Origin of the sequence: Methanoregula sp. (assembly GCF_041645475.1) — an archaeon.
In the GTDB taxonomy this organism is placed as follows: domain Archaea; phylum Halobacteriota; class Methanomicrobia; order Methanomicrobiales; family Methanospirillaceae; genus Methanoregula.
This window is the reverse complement of record NZ_JBAZQA010000018.1, coordinates 39,472-58,645: the sequence shown is the minus strand read 5'-3', so window position 1 is coordinate 58,645 and position 19,174 is coordinate 39,472. Positions and strand designations below refer to the sequence as shown.

22 protein-coding genes and 1 CRISPR repeat array are annotated in these 19,174 nt (G+C 56.0%); of the genes, 11 read left to right on the top strand and 11 right to left on the bottom strand.

The window, feature by feature from the left end; translation table 11 throughout:
• The first annotated feature begins 3 nt into the window (after positions 1 to 3).
• From cas6e to cas2e, 3 genes are read left to right on the top strand one after another with little or no spacing between them, the layout of a single operon-like run.
• Positions 4 to 678, top strand: a complete 675-nt coding sequence (gene cas6e / locus WC598_RS13075; protein ID WP_372961948.1) for a type I-E CRISPR-associated protein Cas6/Cse3/CasE — start codon at positions 4 to 6, stop codon at positions 676 to 678.
• 8 nt (positions 679 to 686) lie between these two features.
• Complete coding sequence (gene cas1e, locus WC598_RS13070; protein WP_372961947.1) at positions 687 to 1,598, top strand: type I-E CRISPR-associated endonuclease Cas1e; 912 nt, start codon at positions 687 to 689, stop codon at positions 1,596 to 1,598.
• Positions 1,579 to 1,902 carry a type I-E CRISPR-associated endoribonuclease Cas2e gene (gene cas2e / locus WC598_RS13065; RefSeq protein WP_372961946.1) on the top strand — a complete coding sequence of 108 codons (324 nt, stop codon included), beginning with the start codon at positions 1,579 to 1,581 and terminating at the stop codon, positions 1,900 to 1,902. The genes cas1e and cas2e overlap by 20 nt, the downstream gene beginning before the upstream one ends.
• 143 nt (positions 1,903 to 2,045) lie before the next feature.
• Positions 2,046 to 3,355: a CRISPR direct-repeat array (repeat unit 29 nt; unit sequence GAGTTCCCCACATGCGTGGGGATGAACCG).
• A gap of 127 nt (positions 3,356 to 3,482) precedes the next feature.
• Here the strand turns inward: cas2e and WC598_RS13060 are convergent.
• Positions 3,483 to 3,767 carry a chorismate mutase gene (locus WC598_RS13060; RefSeq protein WP_372961945.1) on the bottom strand — a complete coding sequence of 95 codons (285 nt, stop codon included), beginning with the start codon at positions 3,765 to 3,767 and terminating at the stop codon, positions 3,483 to 3,485.
• 97 nt (positions 3,768 to 3,864) lie between these two features.
• On the opposite strand from WC598_RS13060, the gene WC598_RS13055 reads away from it, so the two are divergent.
• Positions 3,865 to 4,518, top strand: a complete 654-nt coding sequence (locus WC598_RS13055) for a peptidase M50 (RefSeq protein WP_372961944.1) — start codon at positions 3,865 to 3,867, stop codon at positions 4,516 to 4,518.
• Between the two features lie 73 nt (positions 4,519 to 4,591).
• Here WC598_RS13055 and WC598_RS13050 read toward each other — a convergent pair whose 3' ends face one another.
• From WC598_RS13050 to WC598_RS13025, 6 genes are all read right to left on the bottom strand, one after another.
• A complete protein-coding gene (locus tag WC598_RS13050) occupies positions 4,592 to 5,203 on the bottom strand; it encodes a flavodoxin family protein (RefSeq protein WP_372961943.1) in 612 nt (203 codons plus the stop codon).
• 8 nt (positions 5,204 to 5,211) lie between these two features.
• Positions 5,212 to 5,826, bottom strand: a complete 615-nt coding sequence (locus tag WC598_RS13045) for a flavodoxin family protein (protein ID WP_372961942.1) — start codon at positions 5,824 to 5,826, stop codon at positions 5,212 to 5,214.
• Between the two features lie 101 nt (positions 5,827 to 5,927).
• Positions 5,928 to 6,572, bottom strand: a complete 645-nt coding sequence (locus WC598_RS13040) for a peroxiredoxin (RefSeq protein WP_372961941.1) — start codon at positions 6,570 to 6,572, stop codon at positions 5,928 to 5,930.
• Positions 6,573 to 6,588: 16 nt separating this feature from the next.
• On the bottom strand, positions 6,589 to 7,023 hold the full coding sequence (locus WC598_RS13035; RefSeq protein WP_372961940.1) for a carboxymuconolactone decarboxylase family protein: 435 nt from the start codon (positions 7,021 to 7,023) through the stop codon (positions 6,589 to 6,591).
• A gap of 5 nt (positions 7,024 to 7,028) precedes the next feature.
• Positions 7,029 to 7,154, bottom strand: coding sequence for a desulfoferrodoxin FeS4 iron-binding domain-containing protein (locus WC598_RS13030; RefSeq protein WP_372961939.1), 126 nt, complete (start codon positions 7,152 to 7,154; stop codon positions 7,029 to 7,031).
• A 117-nt stretch (positions 7,155 to 7,271) separates the two neighbouring features.
• A complete protein-coding gene (locus WC598_RS13025) occupies positions 7,272 to 7,523 on the bottom strand; it encodes a hypothetical protein (protein ID WP_372961938.1) in 252 nt (83 codons plus the stop codon).
• A gap of 107 nt (positions 7,524 to 7,630) precedes the next feature.
• Between WC598_RS13025 and WC598_RS13020 the strand changes: the two genes are divergently transcribed.
• Positions 7,631 to 8,233, top strand: coding sequence for a flavodoxin family protein (locus WC598_RS13020; RefSeq protein ID WP_372961937.1), 603 nt, complete (start codon positions 7,631 to 7,633; stop codon positions 8,231 to 8,233).
• Between the two features lie 49 nt (positions 8,234 to 8,282).
• Here the strand turns inward: WC598_RS13020 and radC are convergent, their stop codons facing one another.
• Positions 8,283 to 8,951, bottom strand: a complete 669-nt coding sequence (gene radC, locus WC598_RS13015) for a DNA repair protein RadC (protein ID WP_372961936.1) — start codon at positions 8,949 to 8,951, stop codon at positions 8,283 to 8,285.
• A gap of 203 nt (positions 8,952 to 9,154) precedes the next feature.
• On the opposite strand from radC, the gene WC598_RS13010 reads away from it, so the two are divergent.
• Positions 9,155 to 9,658 (top strand): rubrerythrin family protein, encoded by a 504-nt coding sequence (locus WC598_RS13010; RefSeq protein ID WP_372961935.1) that lies wholly within the window; start codon positions 9,155 to 9,157, stop codon positions 9,656 to 9,658.
• A gap of 70 nt (positions 9,659 to 9,728) precedes the next feature.
• Here the strand turns inward: WC598_RS13010 and WC598_RS13005 are convergent, their stop codons facing one another.
• Entirely contained in the window at positions 9,729 to 10,658 is a 930-nt protein-coding gene (locus tag WC598_RS13005; protein WP_372961934.1) for a sensor histidine kinase, read from the bottom strand.
• 92 nt (positions 10,659 to 10,750) lie between these two features.
• On the opposite strand from WC598_RS13005, the gene WC598_RS13000 reads away from it, so the two are divergent.
• The 3 genes from WC598_RS13000 to WC598_RS12990 all read left to right on the top strand — a co-directional run bounded on the left by WC598_RS13000 (position 10,751) and on the right by WC598_RS12990 (position 12,858).
• Positions 10,751 to 11,359 (top strand): MASE1 domain-containing protein, encoded by a 609-nt coding sequence (locus WC598_RS13000; protein WP_372961933.1) that lies wholly within the window; start codon positions 10,751 to 10,753, stop codon positions 11,357 to 11,359.
• A gap of 272 nt (positions 11,360 to 11,631) precedes the next feature.
• Positions 11,632 to 12,075, top strand: a complete 444-nt coding sequence (locus WC598_RS12995; RefSeq protein ID WP_372961932.1) for a hypothetical protein — start codon at positions 11,632 to 11,634, stop codon at positions 12,073 to 12,075.
• Between the two features lie 366 nt (positions 12,076 to 12,441).
• On the top strand, positions 12,442 to 12,858 hold the full coding sequence (locus WC598_RS12990; RefSeq protein ID WP_372961931.1) for a hypothetical protein: 417 nt from the start codon (positions 12,442 to 12,444) through the stop codon (positions 12,856 to 12,858).
• A gap of 657 nt (positions 12,859 to 13,515) precedes the next feature.
• Here WC598_RS12990 and purM read toward each other — a convergent pair.
• Entirely contained in the window at positions 13,516 to 14,508 is a 993-nt protein-coding gene (gene purM, locus WC598_RS12985; protein WP_372961930.1) for a phosphoribosylformylglycinamidine cyclo-ligase, read from the bottom strand.
• Positions 14,501 to 15,889, bottom strand: a complete 1,389-nt coding sequence (locus WC598_RS12980) for an aspartate kinase (protein WP_372961929.1) — start codon at positions 15,887 to 15,889, stop codon at positions 14,501 to 14,503. Before WC598_RS12980 ends, purM begins: the two co-directional genes overlap by 8 nt.
• Before the next feature lie 78 nt (positions 15,890 to 15,967).
• On the opposite strand from WC598_RS12980, the gene tfrA reads away from it, so the two are divergent.
• Both tfrA and tfrB read left to right on the top strand, forming a co-directional pair.
• Complete coding sequence (tfrA, locus tag WC598_RS12975) at positions 15,968 to 17,617, top strand: fumarate reductase (CoM/CoB) subunit TfrA (RefSeq protein ID WP_372961928.1); 1,650 nt, start codon at positions 15,968 to 15,970, stop codon at positions 17,615 to 17,617.
• Entirely contained in the window at positions 17,614 to 19,071 is a 1,458-nt protein-coding gene (gene tfrB / locus WC598_RS12970) for a fumarate reductase (CoM/CoB) subunit TfrB (protein ID WP_372961927.1), read from the top strand. The genes tfrA and tfrB overlap by 4 nt, the downstream gene beginning before the upstream one ends.
• Positions 19,072 to 19,174: the final 103 nt, after the last annotated feature.

Genomic DNA, 19,174 nt, shown 5'->3' with positions numbered 1-19,174 from the left:
CTCGTGTTTATCAGCAGGGTAAAACTCCAAAGCGATGCGGCATTTGGGAAAGAGTTCTGGAACCACATCGGGGGAGCATACAAACTTCATTCGCTGGTCTGGGATCTCTTTTCCGATGGGCCTGAGCGGAATCGTGATTTTATCTACCGGCAGGATATGGTCGATGGATTGCCGGCATTCTACTGTATCTCGGCACGGGAACCCAACAACCGCTGCGGAGTCTGGCACGTTGAGACAAAACCCTATGCTCCGGTGATAAAAAAAGATCAGAGATTGGCATTCATGCTGCGGGCCAACCCGATCCAGACAAAACGCGACGACCAGAAGAAACAGCACCGCCATGATGTGGTCATGGAGGCCAAAACTCTCTTGAAGCAGCGACAGGAACCGTATCCCCCGGAACCTGAGATCGTTCAGCAGGCTGGATTTGTCTGGCTTGCGATGAAGGGAGAATCAAATGGTTTCTCTCTCCGCGAAGGCGAAGTGCGTGCTGACGGGTACACCCAGCACCGGTTTGTCAAACCCAAGGGAAAACATCCGATCACGTTAAGCACGATAGAATTTACCGGCCTATTGACGGTTACTGATCCGGATTTGTTTGTTCCCGCACTTTTTCGTGGATTGGGGCCGGCGAAAGGATTTGGCTGTGGGTTATTGATGGTCCGACCCGCACGGTGACTTTTCTTATGCTCCCACCATTGAAACCGATCGCGATCAAGGAACGGATCTCCCTTGTTTTTCTTGAGAGGGGGGAGCTCGATGTTCTTGACGGGGCGTTTGTACTTGTTGATAAAAATGGTGTCCGTACGCAAATTCCTATCGGGAGCGTTGCCTGCCTTATGCTCGAACCCGGCACCCGGGTCTCTCACGCAGCAGTGGTTCTCGCATCCCGTGTAGGGTGTTTGCTTGTCTGGATTGGGGAAGCGGGAGTCCGGCTCTATGCTGCGGGACAACCTGGTGGTGCACGGGCAGATCGCCTGCTCTACCAGGCAAAACTTGCTCTCAATGAAGAGGCACGGTTAAAGGTGGTCCGGAAGATGTATGAGTTCCGGTTCAAAAAACCGGTGCCATCACATTATTCTGTTGAACAACTCCGGGGAATGGAGGGTTCACGAGTGAGGGAGATGTACGTTCAGATGGCTCAACGATACGGGGTGAAATGGTCAGGGCGGCAGTACGATCATACTCAGTGGGGGAGTGGAGATCTGCCTAATCGGTGCCTGAGTTCTGCAACTTCATGCCTCTATGGGATTTCCGAGGCAGCGATCCTTGCAGCGGGATACGCCCCCGCTATCGGCTTCATTCACTCAGGTAAACCGCAATCGTTTGTTTACGATATCGCGGATCTGTTCAAGTTCGAGACGGTAGTGCCGGCTGCATTTCGTATCGCTGCACAGAACCCGGTTGATCCGGAGCGGGCAGTGAGAATTGCCTGTCGGGATCAGTTCCGGGAAACCCGGCTATTGAAGACGATTATCCCCACTATTGAAGAAATCCTGAGTTCAGGTGGACTCCCGGTTCCTGAAACTCCGGAAGATTGTCTGCCTCCGGCTATTCCGGAAGAGAGGGGGCTTGGTGATGCTGGTCATCGTACTTGAGAATGCACCGGCACGTTTGCGGGGCCGACTTGCTGTCTGGCTCCTTGAAGTCCATGCAGGTGTGTATATCGGTGACTTTTCGCAAAAAGGCCGTGAGATGCTGTGGATACAAATCATCGATGGGATTGAGGATGGGACCGCAATAATGGCGTGGGGGACGAACAATGAGGCTGGTTATGATTTTGTTACAATCGGCACTAACCGCCGCGTTCCTGTTGATTTTGAAGGTGTTCAGCTCATTTCGTTTATCCCCCAGAAACCAGATCGTGCCAATGCAGAGAAATTAATTATTCAGGAACGTTGATTGGTTATCTGGGAGATTTTTCTGATCTTCCTTGTGAGGAGTCTATGCGACAGTCTGATTATTATCAAGCTACCTCATCAAAAAGAGAGAATAGCAGCCTGCTTCGGAAGTAGGCTTCCTAGTTTTCATATAAAATATGAAGAGAGTTCCCCACATGCGTGGGGATGAACCGGTGAGATTGTAGGATACGGTAATATATCTGTAGAGTTCCCCACATGCGTGGGGATGAACCGGACAACGCCAACCGGCACCAATCTTCTGATATGAGTTCCCCACATGCGTGGGGATGAACCGTGTCGTGGTCGTGAGCCGGTAAACCGGATTCGGAGTTCCCCACATGCGTGGGGATGAACCGTAACACTGCCGGCGTGCTCGGTTACGACCGGCGAGTTCCCCACATGCGTGGGGATGAACCGTAACGAATCTGAGGATGACTGGGCTCAGATATGAGTTCCCCACATGCGTGGGGATGAACCGATACAGTTCCCCCCTAAAAAAAGGAGATTACTGAGTTCCCCACATGCGTGGGGATGAACCGCTAGTGTAGCATAGAGTAGATACAGCACAAAAGAGTTCCCCACATGCGTGGGGATGAACCGGAACAGGCGTTTATTCTTGCAGCGAAGAAGGCGAGTTCCCCACATGCGTGGGGATGAACCGGCAACTGGGGTATCTGCTGGCAAACCCGTAATGAGTTCCCCACATGCGTGGGGATGAACCGACGCACACTTAACTACCCACTCTTCTTCTACAGAGTTCCCCACATGCGTGGGGATGAACCGTCTACTGTGCCGTCGAACCCATCGCGGGTAATGAGTTCCCCACATGCGTGGGGATGAACCGAAACCTGTAGCGATTCCTTTACGAAATTGGCAGAGTTCCCCACATGCGTGGGGATGAACCGGCGACATAGTCTGCCAGACTACCAAGGGCAACGAGTTCCCCACATGCGTGGGGATGAACCGTCAGGGTTCGGCTATAACTATAGGATCTGGCAGAGTTCCCCACATGCGTGGGGATGAACCGTAAATGTCCTTCATGGGGGTATTAAGAGATGTGAGTTCCCCACATGCGTGGGGATGAACCGTACGTCCTCACGTTTCATTTTCGGTTCAACAAGAGTTCCCCACATGCGTGGGGATGAACCGTCGCACCAAATGCATGGTACTCAGGCAGCATCGAGTTCCCCACATGCGTGGGGATGAACCGTTCGAGTACCGGTATCCGCATCTCACCCTGAAGAGTTCCCCACATGCGTGGGGATGAACCGATAACTCTAGTGGGGCACACGGCTTTGACCTGGAGTTCCCCACATGCGTGGGGATGAACCGTCCAGGAGACTCGTGTATTTGTCAATCACCGCGAGTTCCCCACATGCGTGGGGATGAACCGGTCATCACCGCTGAATGGTGGGCCGATCCGGTGAGTTCCCCACATGCGTGGGGATGAACCGACATCAAAAACTGGAAATTTGTTTGTCCGGGAGAGTCATTCATCTCTGAAGTGTCATCTGATTGTCACAACCTTCGACAAAATGAAATGCAGGATCCTTGCCCAGATTAAAAAAAATTGCGGAACCGTTACCGGCTCTTCCCCTTCTCCCGGAGTTCCCGCTGGCGATCCTCGCTCATGGCAATCAGCGTCTCGAAGATCTTCCTGACCGGGGCAGGATCCATCCGGCAGGCTTCAGCCTGCGCTGAGACCGACCGGAGCACCGCTGCCGTCCGGTCCGCATCGTGGGTGGGAAGACCGGTCTCCGCCTTGATCAGAGCAACCTGTTCAGCGAGCGCCTGCCGCTCTGCAATGAGGCGGATGATCTCCGTATCGATCCGGGAAATATCTGCCCGGACCTGCTCAAGCGTCATACCATGTACAATATCCGAGATTTTTTATAAACATACTCATCGGATGTGCCGACACGAAGGCAGATAATAAAGAACGCCCAAACTGATCTGTGGTTTTATGTTTGAACGGATAACACGACGCGAAGAGGCGGACCTGTTCGTTGCCTGGGTCGCGATCTCCTTTGCCTTTGCCATCATCTTTCTCCGGGAAGCCGGCCGGGCGAGCCCGATCCTTGCCCTGACATTTGTCGGGATCTCGTTATTAACGGTCGGGATCGGGTTCATCCTCCACGAGATGGCCCACAAGTTTGTTGCAATAAAATACGGGTACTGGGCGGAGTTCCGCAAGGACAACATCATGCTGGTCGTGGCAGTCGCCCTTGCAGCACTTGTCGGCGTTGTATTTGCCGCACCCGGTGCAACGGTGATCTACAGCAACAGCGCTGACGGCCGTGGCCTCAGCCGGGAAGAGAACGGGAAGATCTCAGCCTCCGGCCCCCTCGTGAACCTCGTGCTCTGCATCCCGTTCGCCGTTCTCCTCATGGTGGCCGGGCAGGGCCCGTCCCTGGGTGACAATGTCCTTTACATGATAGGGATGATCGGCCTCCAGGTCAATGCCATGATCGCAGCGTTCAACATGCTCCCGGTCAGCGTGCTTGACGGGAAGAAGGTCTGGTCCTGGAACAAGCCGGTCTTCATCGTCCTTATCGTAGCCGCGTTCGCAGCGCTCGTGCTCTCGTTCTATCCGTCAACCCTTGCGTCACTCATCTGATCCCTTTTTTTTCCACCTGAAATGAGATCAGGGGCGTTTTTAAAAAAGCAAAAAGTGTTTTGTCCCTGCCCGCTCATGGTCCGGCGGGTTCCATCGCCATAAGCACGCCGACAACTTTCTTTCCCTTGGCAAACGCATCCGCAAGAGCCGTAGGGTGGTTTTTGATGCCCTTGTACTCGTCCATATTGTTTGCAATGATGTTGTCGTAGTATTCGAACCCGGTACCGTTGAAGATGGCCGTGATTGCCGGAAACGCCCCGTCAAACACATGGTCCCAGTTCTGCCCTGCCGTTGAGACAAAGAGCCCCTTGTGGCGCCGGATGTGATCGTCGGTAAAGTAGAGCGTCTTCAAGATGAATTTCCGGGCCCAGAGGTACTGTCCCCGGTCGATGAGCCCCTTGAGTTCCGCGGTGATCCCCATCGTGTAGATTGGCGAGGCCACAGCGATGCAGTCCGCGTTCAGGATCTTATCGAACAGGGCGATTGCATCGTCCTTTACAATACACACTCCGTTCTTGTGGCAGGCATTGCATCCACGACAGGAGGAGTAGGTGAGATCCTTGAGTACAACCTTCTCAACCGATGCCCCGCCCGCTTTTGCGCCCTCGAGGAAACTGTCGAGCAGCGTTTCAGTGTTGCCATGACGGTGCGGGCTTCCCGATATCCCGAGGACGTTGACGGTCATGATCTCCCTCAGGCAGCAAGCCGTTTTTTCTGTTCGGCGATAACGTTCTGTGCCAGTCTCTCCGCATCCGCTTTTGCTGTCGGGTGACTGACGATCGCTCCCGACTCGTCGACCCCGTTGATCATGAGGTAGCTGATATCCGCGTCCCGGATATCGATGACATGGTAAAAGCACTTGACTGACGGGACTGCCGCATCAAAGACATGCGGCCAGGTCTGCCCGGCAGTTGCGAGGAATACTCCTAAGCGTTTTCCTTTCCGCTCCGGTGGGACAACGGGAAGCCTGAGCACGTATTTCCGTGACCGGAATACCTGCGCCCGGTCAACGAGCATCTTGACCTGCGATGCAAGGCCCATGCAGAAGATCGGGGAGGAGAGGACAATGCAGTCGGCCTCGATGATCTTGTCGTGGTAGATGTCAAGGCCGTCGCGCTGGATGCACCTGTTGAGCTTCTCGCAGGCATTGCACCCCCGGCAGGGGTTGATATTTGCCTCGGTCAAGGCAACCTTCTCGATGGAGACGTCCGGGTCCTTACCCATTGCTGCCAGCACCCAGTCGAGCAGGGTCTCCGAGTTGCCGTGCCGGCGGGGGCTTCCGGCAAAGGCGAGGACTTTTATCGTCATTATCATTCCCTATGTTATCCGGAGTGAAAAAAGATTGGATAGGATCCGGTACCCTTTGTGACAATAAAAAAAGAAAAAACGGGAATCGGGATCTTACCCGATCAGATCTTTTTGAAACAGAGGTACCAGTCCTTGCACTCGTACCCCTCGGCTGGCCGCTTCTCCATCTCGGCAGCGGTCCTGGGCGCCGGTACAACCACCTTGTCGCCCGGCTGCCAGTTGGCCGGTGTCGAGACCTTGAACTTGTCCGTTGTCTGGAGCGCTTTTACGAGCCGGATGATCTCCGGCATGAACCGCCCGTTCTGGAGCGGATAGTAGATCATGGCCCGCATGATCCCCTTGTCGTCGATGAAGAAGACACAGCGGACCGCAGCGGTCGTGCTCTGGCCCGGCTGGATCATGCCGTACTTCTTTGCCACCTTCATGTTCAGGTCGGCGATGACCGGGAAGGGGATCGCAACGCCCATCTTCTCCCTGATCGCATGCACCCATGCCAGGTGTGCCGAGACACTGTCCACCGAGAGGCCGACCAGCTGCACGTTGAGCGCCTTGAGCTCGTCATGGATTGCGGCAAATGCCAGGAATTCTGTTGTGCAGACCGGCGTGAAATCGGCGGGATGGGAGAAGAGGACCACCCACTTTCCCCTGAGCTCTGAAAGTTTTAAGGGCCCATGCGTGGTCTCTGCCTCGAAATCGGGAGCAGGTTCGCCGATGACGGGAAAACTGATTCCGGATCCTTCGTCCATACCGTTCTCCTCTCCTCTACTTCATCACTTCGTCGAGCTGGGCCTTGCCGTACACGTAGGCCGGCATCCCCGAGAGCAGGAATGTGACCCGGAGCGCCTCTTCAACTTCGGCCTTGGTCACGCCGATGTTCGCCGCCCCTGCCAGCTGGGCCCGGACCGCGTGCTGGTCCCTCATGGCTGCCGCAATGGCAATCGCGATGAGCTTCTTGGTCTTCTTCGAGAGCTTGCCGTCATCCCAGATGTGCTGCTCAAAGCGCATGACGAGCTCGAACATCTCGGGCTCCTTCGTGGTCAGCTCGCGGAAGAATTTCGGCACCTTGCCGATCTTCTTCTCAAGGGTCTTGAGATCCTTTTCTGCCGCCATCTTTGCGACCGGTTTCTTTACATCCGACTTCTTTACATCCGGCTTCTTTGCCGGTATTTTCTTTACTGCTGGTTTTTTTACTGCCATACAAATCACTCCTCCAGTACCATGGGTTCGCCACAGCAGATCAGCTCGCCGCCGCCTGCTTCCTTGACAACCACCACGTTTCCGCAGATCTCGCACTTGAAGACCTGCCCTTCCGTTGCTACGTTCACCATCTTTTTACCCTGTGGGAAAATGTTCCCGCCACAAAACCGGAGTTATTCATTTTCCGTCTGCCTGTTTCCGGCACCAGTATTCGCACGAACAGTACGTTGCTTGAAAAAAATAAGGAATTACTGGGAGCTCTTGCCGCGTTTTGGCGGGTGCTTGGCATCCTCGGGCGTCTTGATGTCCGGGCGGATGTGGGTCATCGGGAAGCACTGGTACTCCTCGCAGGAGCAGGCCGGGCACTTCCGGAGATCCTGTTCGCTCTTGTCCAGCGTGAGTTCCTTTCCGCAGTCAATACACACATATTTGCCCGGGCCGACTTTGGCGCCTGCACTGTAGTTTTTCTGTTCGGTCAAACGACTCACCAAACTTCTCATTCACGTGAAAGATATATATGGGTTGTGTTGCTGCACATCGGCAGGAGGGTGAACATCTCCCCTCTGCGGTTGCAAAACTATAAGGGGTCTTTACCTGAAGGTGTATTATGGCAAATGTCATCGGAATCCTTGGCAGTCCCCTTCCTGAAGGGAATACGGCGCTCCTGCTGCGCCGGGCCCTCAAAGGTGCAGAGGATGCCGGGTGCACGGTCGAAGAGATCCTGGTAACGAACCTTGATTTCGAGGCCTGCAACGAGATGTTCTTCTGCCGGGATCACGAGACCTGCATTATGGATGACGATATGCAGCTGATGTACGGGAAGATCAGAACTGCGGACAGCATCATTGTTGCAACGCCGGTGATGACCATGGGCATTCCCGGGAAACTCAAGTCCTTTATGGACCGGTTCCAGGTCTTTTACATGGCAAAATATCTCCGAAAATCCCCGCTTGTCGACAAGGACCGGATCGGGTGGAGGAGAGGACTCTTCATCTGTATCTCCGGTATGGCTGTGCCGGAGGTCTTTGTCGGGGCCAAGCTCACTACCAGGACGTTCTTCGATATCATCGACTGCCAGTACAGCGACGAACTCCTCATCAATGATATGGACAGGATACTGGATATCGGCACGCGCTGCGATCTTCTGGATGCTGCGTACGAGAAGGGATTCGCTCTTGGCAGGAGTCTCTCAATGGACGTCTGTCCCTGAAATACGGGCTTCCCGCCTCTTTATTTCACGTTAGCAAAAATATTCTTGGTCAGGGGATGAGTCCCCGTTCCCGCAGGCTTACGTGCCCGGTTCTCGTCACGATGATATGGTCGATGAGCTGGATCCCGACAAGCTGGCCGGCCTCTTTTAACTGGGTGGTGATGGCGATGTCCTGGGGACTTGGTTCAAGCGAGCCCGACGGGTGGTTATGGACGCAGATGATAGAGGCTGCCCGGTCAACGATGGCATCGGCAAAAACTTCCCTCGGGTGGACGAGACTGTGGTTGAGGAGACCTACCGTGATGATCCGGTTGCCGAGCACTTCACCTGCACCGTTCAAGGTGATGCAGACAAAGTGTTCCTGCCGCTTGTCCCTGAGGTGTGCAACGAGCGGGATGACGTCTTCGGGCTTTGTGATCTTCACCTCCGGTCCCGCGGGGGTAAAATACCGCCGGCCCAGTTCGAAACAGGCCATGATCTGGGACGCCTTTGTGGGGCCGACTCCGGCTATTGCCTTGAGATCATCGTACCGGATGGCCGGCTTCTGCTCTTCCAGGAGATCGCAGATCTCCTTTGAGAGCACCCGGACATCCCTGCTTTTCGTCCCCCGGCCGATAATTGCCTCGATGAGCTCAGTGTCCGAGAGGGCCGATGCACCTTTCCGTGCAATGACCTCTCTGGGCCGGTCGACAAGAGGTACATCCCGCATCTTTTTCATGAGAATCCTTTCAACCGTATCAGGCGGATACCTGCTTTGCGTTCAGTCATGAAATTCACTCAGACTCGCTTTTATCCATTAATATTTATCAGCAGTAATATATATTCCAGATCCCATCTGCTGCCCTCCCATGAGGACCTGGATGCTACGGAATGTGCCGCATGAAGAATATTTATGAATCTCCCCCGCGTAACCAATTCAGTATGGCAACAACCGAGAATGCACAGGAAGCATTTGCCGGCGAATCGCAGGCAAACCGGAAATACCAGGCGTTTTCCGAGAAAGCAGCGGAAGAGGGGTTCAAGAATGTGGCAGTCCTCTACAAGGCGGCCTCCGAAGCCGAGGCTATCCATGCAAAGAAGCTCTTGAAGGTCCTCACCGCTGTCGGGCCCACGGCAAAGAACCTTGAAGCAAGTATTGCCGGAGAGACCCATGAGTTCACGACAATGTATCCCGGTTTTATCAAAGAAGCCGAGAGCGAAAAAAAGAGCGATGCTCTCCTTGCCTTCACCTTCGCCATGAAGGCCGAGCAGGTGCATGCAAGCCTCTACAAAAAGGCGTTTGATGCCGTGAAGTCAGGATCGGATCTTCCCAGAGAGAAAGTCTTCCTCTGTCCTGTCTGCGGGAATATCGAGATGGTCAAGGCCCCGGACAAGTGCCCGATCTGCGGAGTTTTCGGCAAGCAGTTCCGGGAAATAACCATCTGAACCTTTCTCTCTCTTTTTCCTGACTTCACGCGGGGTTTGTGATCGTTTTTCCGGAGCAGTCCGCCTCAGGTCACTTCCCGGGAAGGATCCGGTACGCACCGGCCGGCACGGTTATCTCGAACCTGGCACCGGCGCCCGGTGTTCCGGTCTCTTTAATGGTGATCCGGGTGATATCCAGGATCTCGCGGATCAGAAAGAGGCCAAAGCCGGTATTCGTCCCGTATCCCCGGTCGAAGATCCGCTCTTTGAGGTTTTTTGGAATACCGCTCCCGTTGTCTTCGAATGTGATCCGGAGCCTGCTATCCGTTTCTGTAATGGCGATCGTGATCGCATTCATCCCATGGCCCGCATGCCTGAGGGCGTTATCGAAGAGGTTGTGGAAGACTTTCTGGAGCAGGGGGTCTGCAAAGATCTCGACCCTAGGGATGCCGGTGAGGGTTACCCGGGTTCCGGCAAGATCGAGCCCGGCCTGCGCCTGCCCGATACAGGTTGTGAGGTCCTGGAAGTCCGGGTGTGCGGCTCCGAGGCTCTCGTACGCCCGGGAGAAGTCCAGCTGGCGTTCGATTGCGTCGGCTATCTGCTCCTCCTTTGCAAGGTACTCCTCTGTCTTCTCCCAGTCACCGGCGGTCGCCCGGGAGAGGTCCAGGTAGATCTTCATCCCGACAAGATTGTTCCGGATATCGTGGCGGGTGATGCTGGAGAGCAGGTTCAGTTTTTTGATCGTGATCCGGAGCGACTCTTCGCTGATCCGGAGTTCTTCGGTCATGCAGGCAAGCTCGTGCTTCCGCTTTGCCTGGTAATACCGGGTGAGGAAGGCGCTGTCCGCGATGACCATCACGAGAAGGAACGTCGTTGTTATGAACGCGAACTGTTGGTCTTCCGTGCGCAGGATATCCCGGCACCAGAGGGCCGCAAGCCACCAGTAGGGGAGAAGAACCGCAAGAAGAAAAACGGCGACCAGCAGCGCCTGGACGGGCGGGCGGCAGAGCCAGGTTCGCACTGATCCGGAAACGTCAGAATATATTTTTTCTCACTTCCTGCATCCGTTCGGATGATCTCATATAGGATCCGGGAAGATATGGTAATTACGTTATGGCCGGACAGGATTCCGTCACCGGTGCAGATGAGTCTGCAACCGTCCCGCTCTTCCTGCGGATTGCGCTGCTCTTCCTTCTCATCTGCCTGGATGCCCTCATTGCAAAGTTTGTGGTCTTCTCCTTTGTTGCAGGTCCCGGGACATCGCTTCTGTACCTCGTGGTAGCCGTGATGATCGTGACAACGCTCTGGTTCGGTCTCTGGGGTGCCATCGCTTCGTACGCCGGCTGCTTTATCGGTGCAGGCGTCTTAAGCGGCCTCTCCCCCACAACAAGCCTGGTCTGGTCGGCTGCGGATCTTTTGCAGGTTGTAATCCCGCTCCTTGCGTTCCGGCTGCTCGGTGGGGACGTCTCCCTCCGGACCCGGCGCGACCTTGGGATCCTGATAGTCTTTGGGATCATTGTCAACAATCTTGCCGGGGCGATCTGGGGGACCCTCTCGCTCGCACCGGCCGGCCTTGTCGATCTCCCGAACCTGCTCCCGCTCTTCTCTGCCTGGTTTGTTGGGAATGTCATCGCCAGTGCGGTGATCGTTCCCGCAGTGCTCTGGTTCGGGACGCCGATTGTCCGGGAGCATGAGCTCTTCGTGAAGCGGTACTGGATCTGAAAGGCCGGGACATCTTCGATCCGCGGGGAGGAGTGTCAAAATCCAACGATTTTTTTTCTTCAACAATCCGGACAACGTTGATCGCATTTTTTATCGTGATTGCACATCTCCCATCGATGTAACCATCACCATCACATGAATATATATAATTAAATATCTTACTTTACCGATGAAAGTTTCCGGGACCCACACCGGTTTACACAACTCTTCACTGTATACGAAACGGAGCACTCCCTGATGATCAATGTCCACGAACGGCAGAGGCCCTGCTTATGAAACGAGGCCGGCCGGCAACCAAGGGCATCGATGATGCCATCGTCATCGCATTGAGACGCGGCTGCGTCATGCGGGTCACGTACTCTTATCAGAGTGTCTGCGATTTTTTTATCCGGATGGTAACGTGGGTGATCTTTGTCCGCGTCATGCGATTTGAAAAAATTACCGCACCCGTACATGAGATTGAACACGAGTGCCGCGGGATCCTTGCCGAGCTCCGGTTGTTTCCGCCGTCGCACCAGATCCAGCTGGAACTCTGGATCTACTCCCGTCACGGGACCTACCGCTTCTTCCGGCTGACCGATGCCGGCCTCAAAGAGATCCGGCAGGACGGGGAGATCGCACCAGCTACGGTTCCGGCCACGGTGGAGGGAAAAACCGTACCGGCCACCGTACCGGTGACTGAAAATACGCCGTCGGCGTTGCCGGGCAGGTCTTAGTCGGGGATACCCCTCTGTTGGAACAGGTATCTTTACCGGAGATGGTCTTCCTCATCCCCCCGCAGGAGGAGTTCTCCGTCGGAGAATCTGGTGGGGGTCGGGGGGTTCCGGACTAAATACCCCGAAATGAGGTACTAATGCGGGAAAATGAGGCACCAAGTCCCCGTTTTCTACCTTTTTCACGTCGTATAACTGGAGCCGCAAACAGCGCTAATACAGGCGCGTAACTCAGGCCCGGATGTACTCCCCTCTGCCAAAAGCGGGGAAAATGGGGTCCGGATCAGGTCTCCGGACAGGACGCATCTCCGGGTCAGACCCCGTATCTTCATGCTCCGGCAGGATCAAGGAACAATACGTGAGACTCCCATGAACCTCTCCTTCACGGCAACCTGGCGCCGCCGGATCGCGGGCGCCTTCCTGACATGGCTCGTCCCGTTCGTGTGCGCCGTCCCGTTCTACGGCCCGGCCGGCCTCGTCATCGACCAGCAGCTCTTCAAGTCGATCCTGATCGTGATCGGATCAATTACGGCCGCGATCCTGATCGTCTGGTGCTTCCGGCCCATTGAGAAAAATTTCACGCATGAAGCCATCGTCACCGGCATTGTCTGGCTGCTCGCCAACTGGGTGCTGGATTTGATCGTGCTTGTGGGCCTGCTGGGTATGACGCTGCCGGATTATGCCGGGCAGATCGGGCTGCGGTACCTCGTGATCCCGGCAATGGTGATCGCGGCCGGGGTTGTGGCGGATGAGGCAGGGAAAAGAAAAACTGAAAATTTCTCATAATTTTTTTTAGGGTAATGTACTATTCCAGCCCCTTAAATCCAGGAAGGATTTACGGAGTGAAAAAAGGTAAAAAAAATATGACTAAAATTTAATGCAAAAAAGTAAATTCGTTTTGGAGCGAAAATACTGACGCTCCAGGGGCTTCGCCCCGCCGCTATGGCGCCCCGGTTGCGATAGTGCTGTATTACCTGAATCGGGATTTTCGGTAATACCGGGGAATCGCATGCGCCCCCGCCCCCAATGGGGGCAGGGCTGGCGCAAAGGGGGGCGGACTATTGTAAAAGATAGATGTTAAGGCTGGATTGGCACTTTACCCTTTTTTTTAAATGATTTACGGGGCCCGGGATTGGACCGGTCAGCTCCTGCCCGATACCCCGGAACCTGTAGCACACCTTGGCTATACTGAAAGGGAAAGACTTCGCCGAGTTAGAGAAAAGACCAAAAATTCCTGTAAAACCACAAACAGCCAGATTATCAATCATGTTGTTGACGCCAGCAAAATGGTACCGGTTCCCACCGGGGATTCAGAAGGAAAGCTCCCCGGGGTTTATCGCTGGGCAGTCTTCGATCCGGTTAAAATGATCACAGGTACAACGATTCAATCAGGATGTAATGATAACGACAAAATGTTGCCAATGATCAAAAAGGATAAAAAAGTTACGTTATCTCCAGCTCGCCGAGGAACGCCCCCGGCTCCTTTGTGACCGTGCCGACAACCTGTGCACCCTTCACCATCCCAAGTACACCGGTAACGCTCTTCTTTGGCACGACATACGCGTAGCCCATCCCCATGTTGAACGTACGGTACATCTCTTCCTGGGCAATGTCGCCGCTCTTCTGGATCCAGGTGAAGATCCCTGGCGGGGCTAAGGGGGTATCGAAGAGGAACCCGTACTCGGAGAGGCGCTTGAAGTTCAGAAGGCCCCCTCCCGTGATATGGCACATTCCGTGCACGGTGCAGGATGAAGCAACCGCGAGGCTCTCGTGGTAGATCCGGGTAGGTGTGAGGAGCTCCTGCCCGAACGTCTTTTTGCCTTTGAACTTCTTGTCGTACCCCGCGTACTTTTCCACAACACGGCGGGCAAGGGAGAGGCCGTTGCTGTGGACGCCGGTTGACGGGACGCCAATGATTTTGTCGCCGGGTTTGATCTTTTCGCCGGTGATGATCTTATCCTTCTTCTGCATCCCGAGGCAGGCACCGGCCAGGTCAAGGCCATTCACGAGCCCCTTGAGGGACGCAGTCTCCCCGCCAACGATATCGATGTTCGCCTGTTTTGCCCCTTCGTTGAGACCGATCCCGATCTCTGCCATCTTCTCAATCGAGAGCTTGTCGGTGGCGATGTAGTCGACAAAGGCCACCGGCTCCATGTTCATGACATAGAGGTCGTTTACGTTCATCGCAATACAGTCGATACCAACCGTGCTCCAGTCCTGCTCCTGGTCGGCAACGAGCATCTTCGTGCCCACCCCGTCCGTTGTCAGGGCCAGCGCCATCTCGCCGAAATCGATGAGACCCGCAAAGTGCCCGACAGATCCCATCATTTTACACGAACCTTTCCGCTTGAACGTCAGGTTCTTGATTAAGGACTTTATCGCGGTTGCTTCGAGATCGATGTCTACTCCCGCTGCTGCATACGCATTGTTACTCATCGCTTGCCTCCGAAAGGTGGAATTCGTCGTGCAGCACCCGGACCGCCCGGGGGCCGTCATCCTGGTGCACCACAAACGAGATGTTTGCTTCGCTGGATCCCTGCGAGATCATCATGACATTGATCTCCGCTGCACCGAGAGCCGTGAAGATCCGGCCGCCGGTTCCCGGCGCTCCCGCCATTCCCGCCCCGACAACCGCGACCGCACAGACATCATGGTTGTGGGAGACTTCCCGCACAACGCCCTGTTTCATGAGGTCGGAGAGGGCCGTAACCGCTGCGGACAGGTGCGACTCATCCACGATTAACGAGATATTGGCCTCGCTGGATCCCTGCGAGATCATCATGACATTGACTTCGTGGTCGGCAAGGATCGTGAAGATCGCTTTTGCCACGCCGGGTCTGCCGATCATCTGGGCGCCGTTGATATTGATTGCGGCTACCTTGTCGATATAGGTCAGGGCTTTTACCACCCGGTTGTCCCGCTGCCCGTTCCGCACAATGGTGGTGCCGGGATGGGTTGGGTTGAAGGTGTTCTTGACCCGCACAAGGATGTTCTTGCGCATGGCCGGTTCTATGGAGCGGGGATGCATGACTTTGGCCCCGAAGTACGAGAGTTCCATGACTTCGAGATAGGAAAGGGAGGGCATGACCCGGGCATCGTTGATAACCCGCGGGTCGCAGGTCATGATGCCGTCAACGTCGGTCCAGATCCAGATCTCGTCCGCATCGATACCTGCCCCGATGATGGAGGCTGAGTAGTCGGAACCGCTCCGTCCAAGGGTTGTGAGGATGCCGTCACGGGTGCATCCCATGAACCCCATGATAACCGGGATCTCTTTTTTGAGGAGCGGTCCGACCCGCCGCTGGATCCGTTCGTCGCTCTCGGGAAGCGAGGTTGATTCGCCGTGCTGGGGGGTTGTGAGGATGCCGGCTTCGCACCCGTCCATGACGGTCGATGGTATCCCTCTCTCGCGGAGGGCGGCTGCAACGATCGGTGCGAGCAGGCGCTCGCCAAACGAGATGATGTAATCCTTGGAGCGGGGAGTGAGTTCCCGCAGGTTGTACACCGCAAAAAGAATATTCTGGAGGCTGATGAGCCGCTCCTCGATATCCGCACCAACCTCTGCTACCTGGTCTGGCGCTGCTCCCTCAAGGGTGGTCATGTGCCGCGTGCTGAGGGCCCGGATCAGTGGTGCAATGGCGGAGTCGTCCTTTGCAGTTGGAAGTTTTCCGGCAATCTCGATGAGCTGGTCAGTCACGCCCCGCTGGGCCGAGACGACTACTGCTACTTCGTTGCCGGCTTTATGGTGCTGTTCGAGAATATCCACAACGCGCCGGATACACTGGGCGTCGGCAACGGATGTTCCGCCGAATTTCATTAAAAATCTCATTTGTCTCTCTCACTCGGGCTGGTGTGCCATTTATTTATGTAACTATACGATCCACAAAATAATAAGATGCTTGCAGATGAGGTTGTGGATTGCCATGTGCTGGTGATCGGGAGCGGGGGAGCAGGGGTCCGTGCTGCGATCGAGGCCTCGCAGTATGGCGATGTTGTGCTCATCTCCAAGACCCTCGTGGGCAAAGGGGGCTGCACCACGATGGCGGAAGGCGGGTTCAATGCGGTTTTGCGGGAAGAAGATTCCTGTGGAATACATTTCGAGGACACGATGAAAGGCGGGGCCTTCTTAAACAACCCCGAGCTCGTGAATATCCTCGTAAAGGAGGCCCCGCTCCGGATGGGCGACCTCGTGAAATGGGGAGCGGTCTTCGACTTCACGGACAACGACGAAGTAGCCCAGCGCCCGTTCGGCGGCCAGCGGTTCCCCCGCACCTGCTATGCCGGCGACCGGACCGGTCACGAGATGATGATGACGCTCGCAGACCGCCTTTCCACTGCCATGCACCAGTCCGGAAAATATGGCATCACGCTCCTGCAGGAGTATACCGTTATCGACCTGTTGAAAGACGGGGATGCGGTCATCGGAGCACTGGCGCTGGACGAGAAAGGCCGCCTTGTAATCATGAAGGCGGACAGCACGATCCTTGCAACCGGTGGCGGGACAAAAGTCTACGACATATCCACCAACTCATCGAGCGGTACTGGCGACGGGTACGCGATGGGGTTCCGGGCCGGTGCAGAGCTCATCGATATGGAGATGATCCAGTTCCACCCGACCGGCGCCGTCTTCCCGTACGATGCCCGGGGAAGGCTCGTGACCGAGGCGGTCCGGGGCGAGGGCGGCGTTCTTAAGAATGCCCTGGGTGAGCGGTTCATGAAGACCTATGACCCGGTCCGGCTGGAACTCTCCACCCGGGACGTGGTGGCACGGTCCATTGCCACCGAGATCCTGAAAGGCCGGGGAATGGCAAACGGCGGCGTCTATCTCGATGTCACCCACCTGCCCCGGGAGCAGATCGAGGCCCGCCTGCCGGTAATGCTCGAACAGTTCCTCAAATTCGGCGTGGATATCCGCACAACCCCCATGGAGGTGGCCCCCACCGCACACCATATCATGGGCGGCCTCCGGATAACTCCCGAGTGCCGGACAACTCTTCCGGGACTCTTTGCCTGCGGGGAGGTCTCCGGGGGAGTGCATGGTGCCAACCGGCTCGGAGGTAATGCTCTTGCCGAGACCCAGGTCTTCGGAAAACGGGCCGGGGAAGCCGCAGGAAAGGCGGCAAAGCGGCAGAAGAATGTTGACGGACGGCAGGTCGATGCATGGCAGAAGAAGCTCGACGGGTTCCTTGTCGGGAACACCAACCCGGCACAAGTGAAAAAGAGGCTCCAGCTCGCGATGTGGCAGGGAGCCGGCATCTTCCGGAACGCTGGCGCTCTTGAGGAGACGCTTAAGACAATTAAGCAGCTCCAGGCAATCAGCCTCAGAGCGGCCTCGGCACAGAATCTGGCGGAATGCTGTATTCTCCAGAACATGACACTCGTTGCCTCGCTCATCTGCCGCTTGGCCCTGATCCGGACGGAATCCCGGGGTGCGCACGTCCGCACCGATGTCACGGCAACCCATGATGCGGAACACTCGCCATTCGGCCACACGTTCGTCTCAACGGCCCGTGAAGGGATCGAGACGAGGGAGGCAAAAGTATGAAGGATCTGAATGTGCGTGTAAGGAGGTTCGACCCGGATAAGGACAAAGAGCCGCATGTTGTGAATTATACTGTGAAGGTGAACGACGGTGCCCGGGTTCTCAACGTCCTCCACGCGATCCACGACACCCTCGACCCCACGCTCTCATACCGCTACTCCTGTGCCTCGGGCCAGTGCGGCAGCTGCGCCGTGCGGGTGAACGGCGAGCCGGTCCTTGCCTGCATGGAGGAGGCGAAGGATAACATCACGATCGAGCCCTTAAACCTCGACGTTAAGAAAGATCTCGTCACCGACCTTGTGCCCCGGCTCGAACAGATAGCCTCGCTCGTGCCAAAGAAAGAGATCGTGCTCCCCAGGAAAGCCGACATCGATGCAATAAAACCGCTCAAAGACTGCATCGAATGCCTCTGCTGTGTATCAGTCTGTCCTGCGGTTGACGTGACAACGTTTCTCGGGCCCACTGCAATGCGGCAGGAGATGCGCCTGGCCCTCGATCCCCGCGACAGCGGCGATCGGATTGCCGACGCGGTCCGTGACGGGCTCTTCACCTGCACCACCTGCCAGGCCTGCTGGAAGGTGTGCCCGAAAGAGATCGAGACGCCGGCAAAAGCAATCGAGAAGCTCCGGGCTCACGCCAACAAACGGGGCTTCACCCTCCCCCGGCACCAGGAAGTGGCGGCACTCGTGAAGGAGACGGGCCGGAGCGTTCCGCGGACCTCGGAATCGTTCCTGGAAAAGGTGGGTTCGGTTATCGAGCCTGACGGCCCGGTCAAAGCCACGGTTGGGCTGTTTATCGGCTGCGTGTACAACTACCGGCAGCAGCAGTCCGCCCTTGATGCCATGGAAGTTTTAAAGCGCAACGGCATCCGGGTCATCATCCCCAAGGAGCAGGTCTGTTGCGGTTCACCTCTTATCAGGACCGGGCAGCTTGCATTCGTGGATGAACTCAAGCAGCGCAATATCGAAACGTTCCGGTCACGGGGCATCGACACCGTCCTGACCATGTGTGCCGGCTGCGGCTCAACGCTGAAGCACGACTACCAGACCCCGTTTACGGTCATCGACATCAACGAGCTCCTGACGAAATACGGAATCGAACCCCCGGCACGCCTCCCGATCAAAGCAACGTACCACGATCCCTGTCACCTGATGCGGGGGCAGGGTATCCGTGACCAGCCCCGCGAGCTGATCCGGCAGGTCGTTGATCTCGTGGAGATGCCCTCCATCTGCTGCGGAAGCGGCGGGGGCGTCCGTTCCGGAAACCCGGAGGAAGCGGCGGCGCTCGGGAAACGACGCGGGGATGAGATCAAAAAGACCGGCGCCGACATCGTCATCACGTCCTGCCCGTTCTGCGAGTTCCACATCGCCGGCCATACGGACAAACCGGTCAAGAATATTGCCACGGTGCTGTTAGAGGGATATCGGGAGAAGGACCGGAACGCTGGGAAGAAGTAGAATCAACCGTTTTTAAAATTCCATCCGTCTTGTCAGCATCCGGCGTTTTCATAATCCGGCGAGAATCAGAGTCCGGGCCTTCCTGCGGAAACGGGATAATATG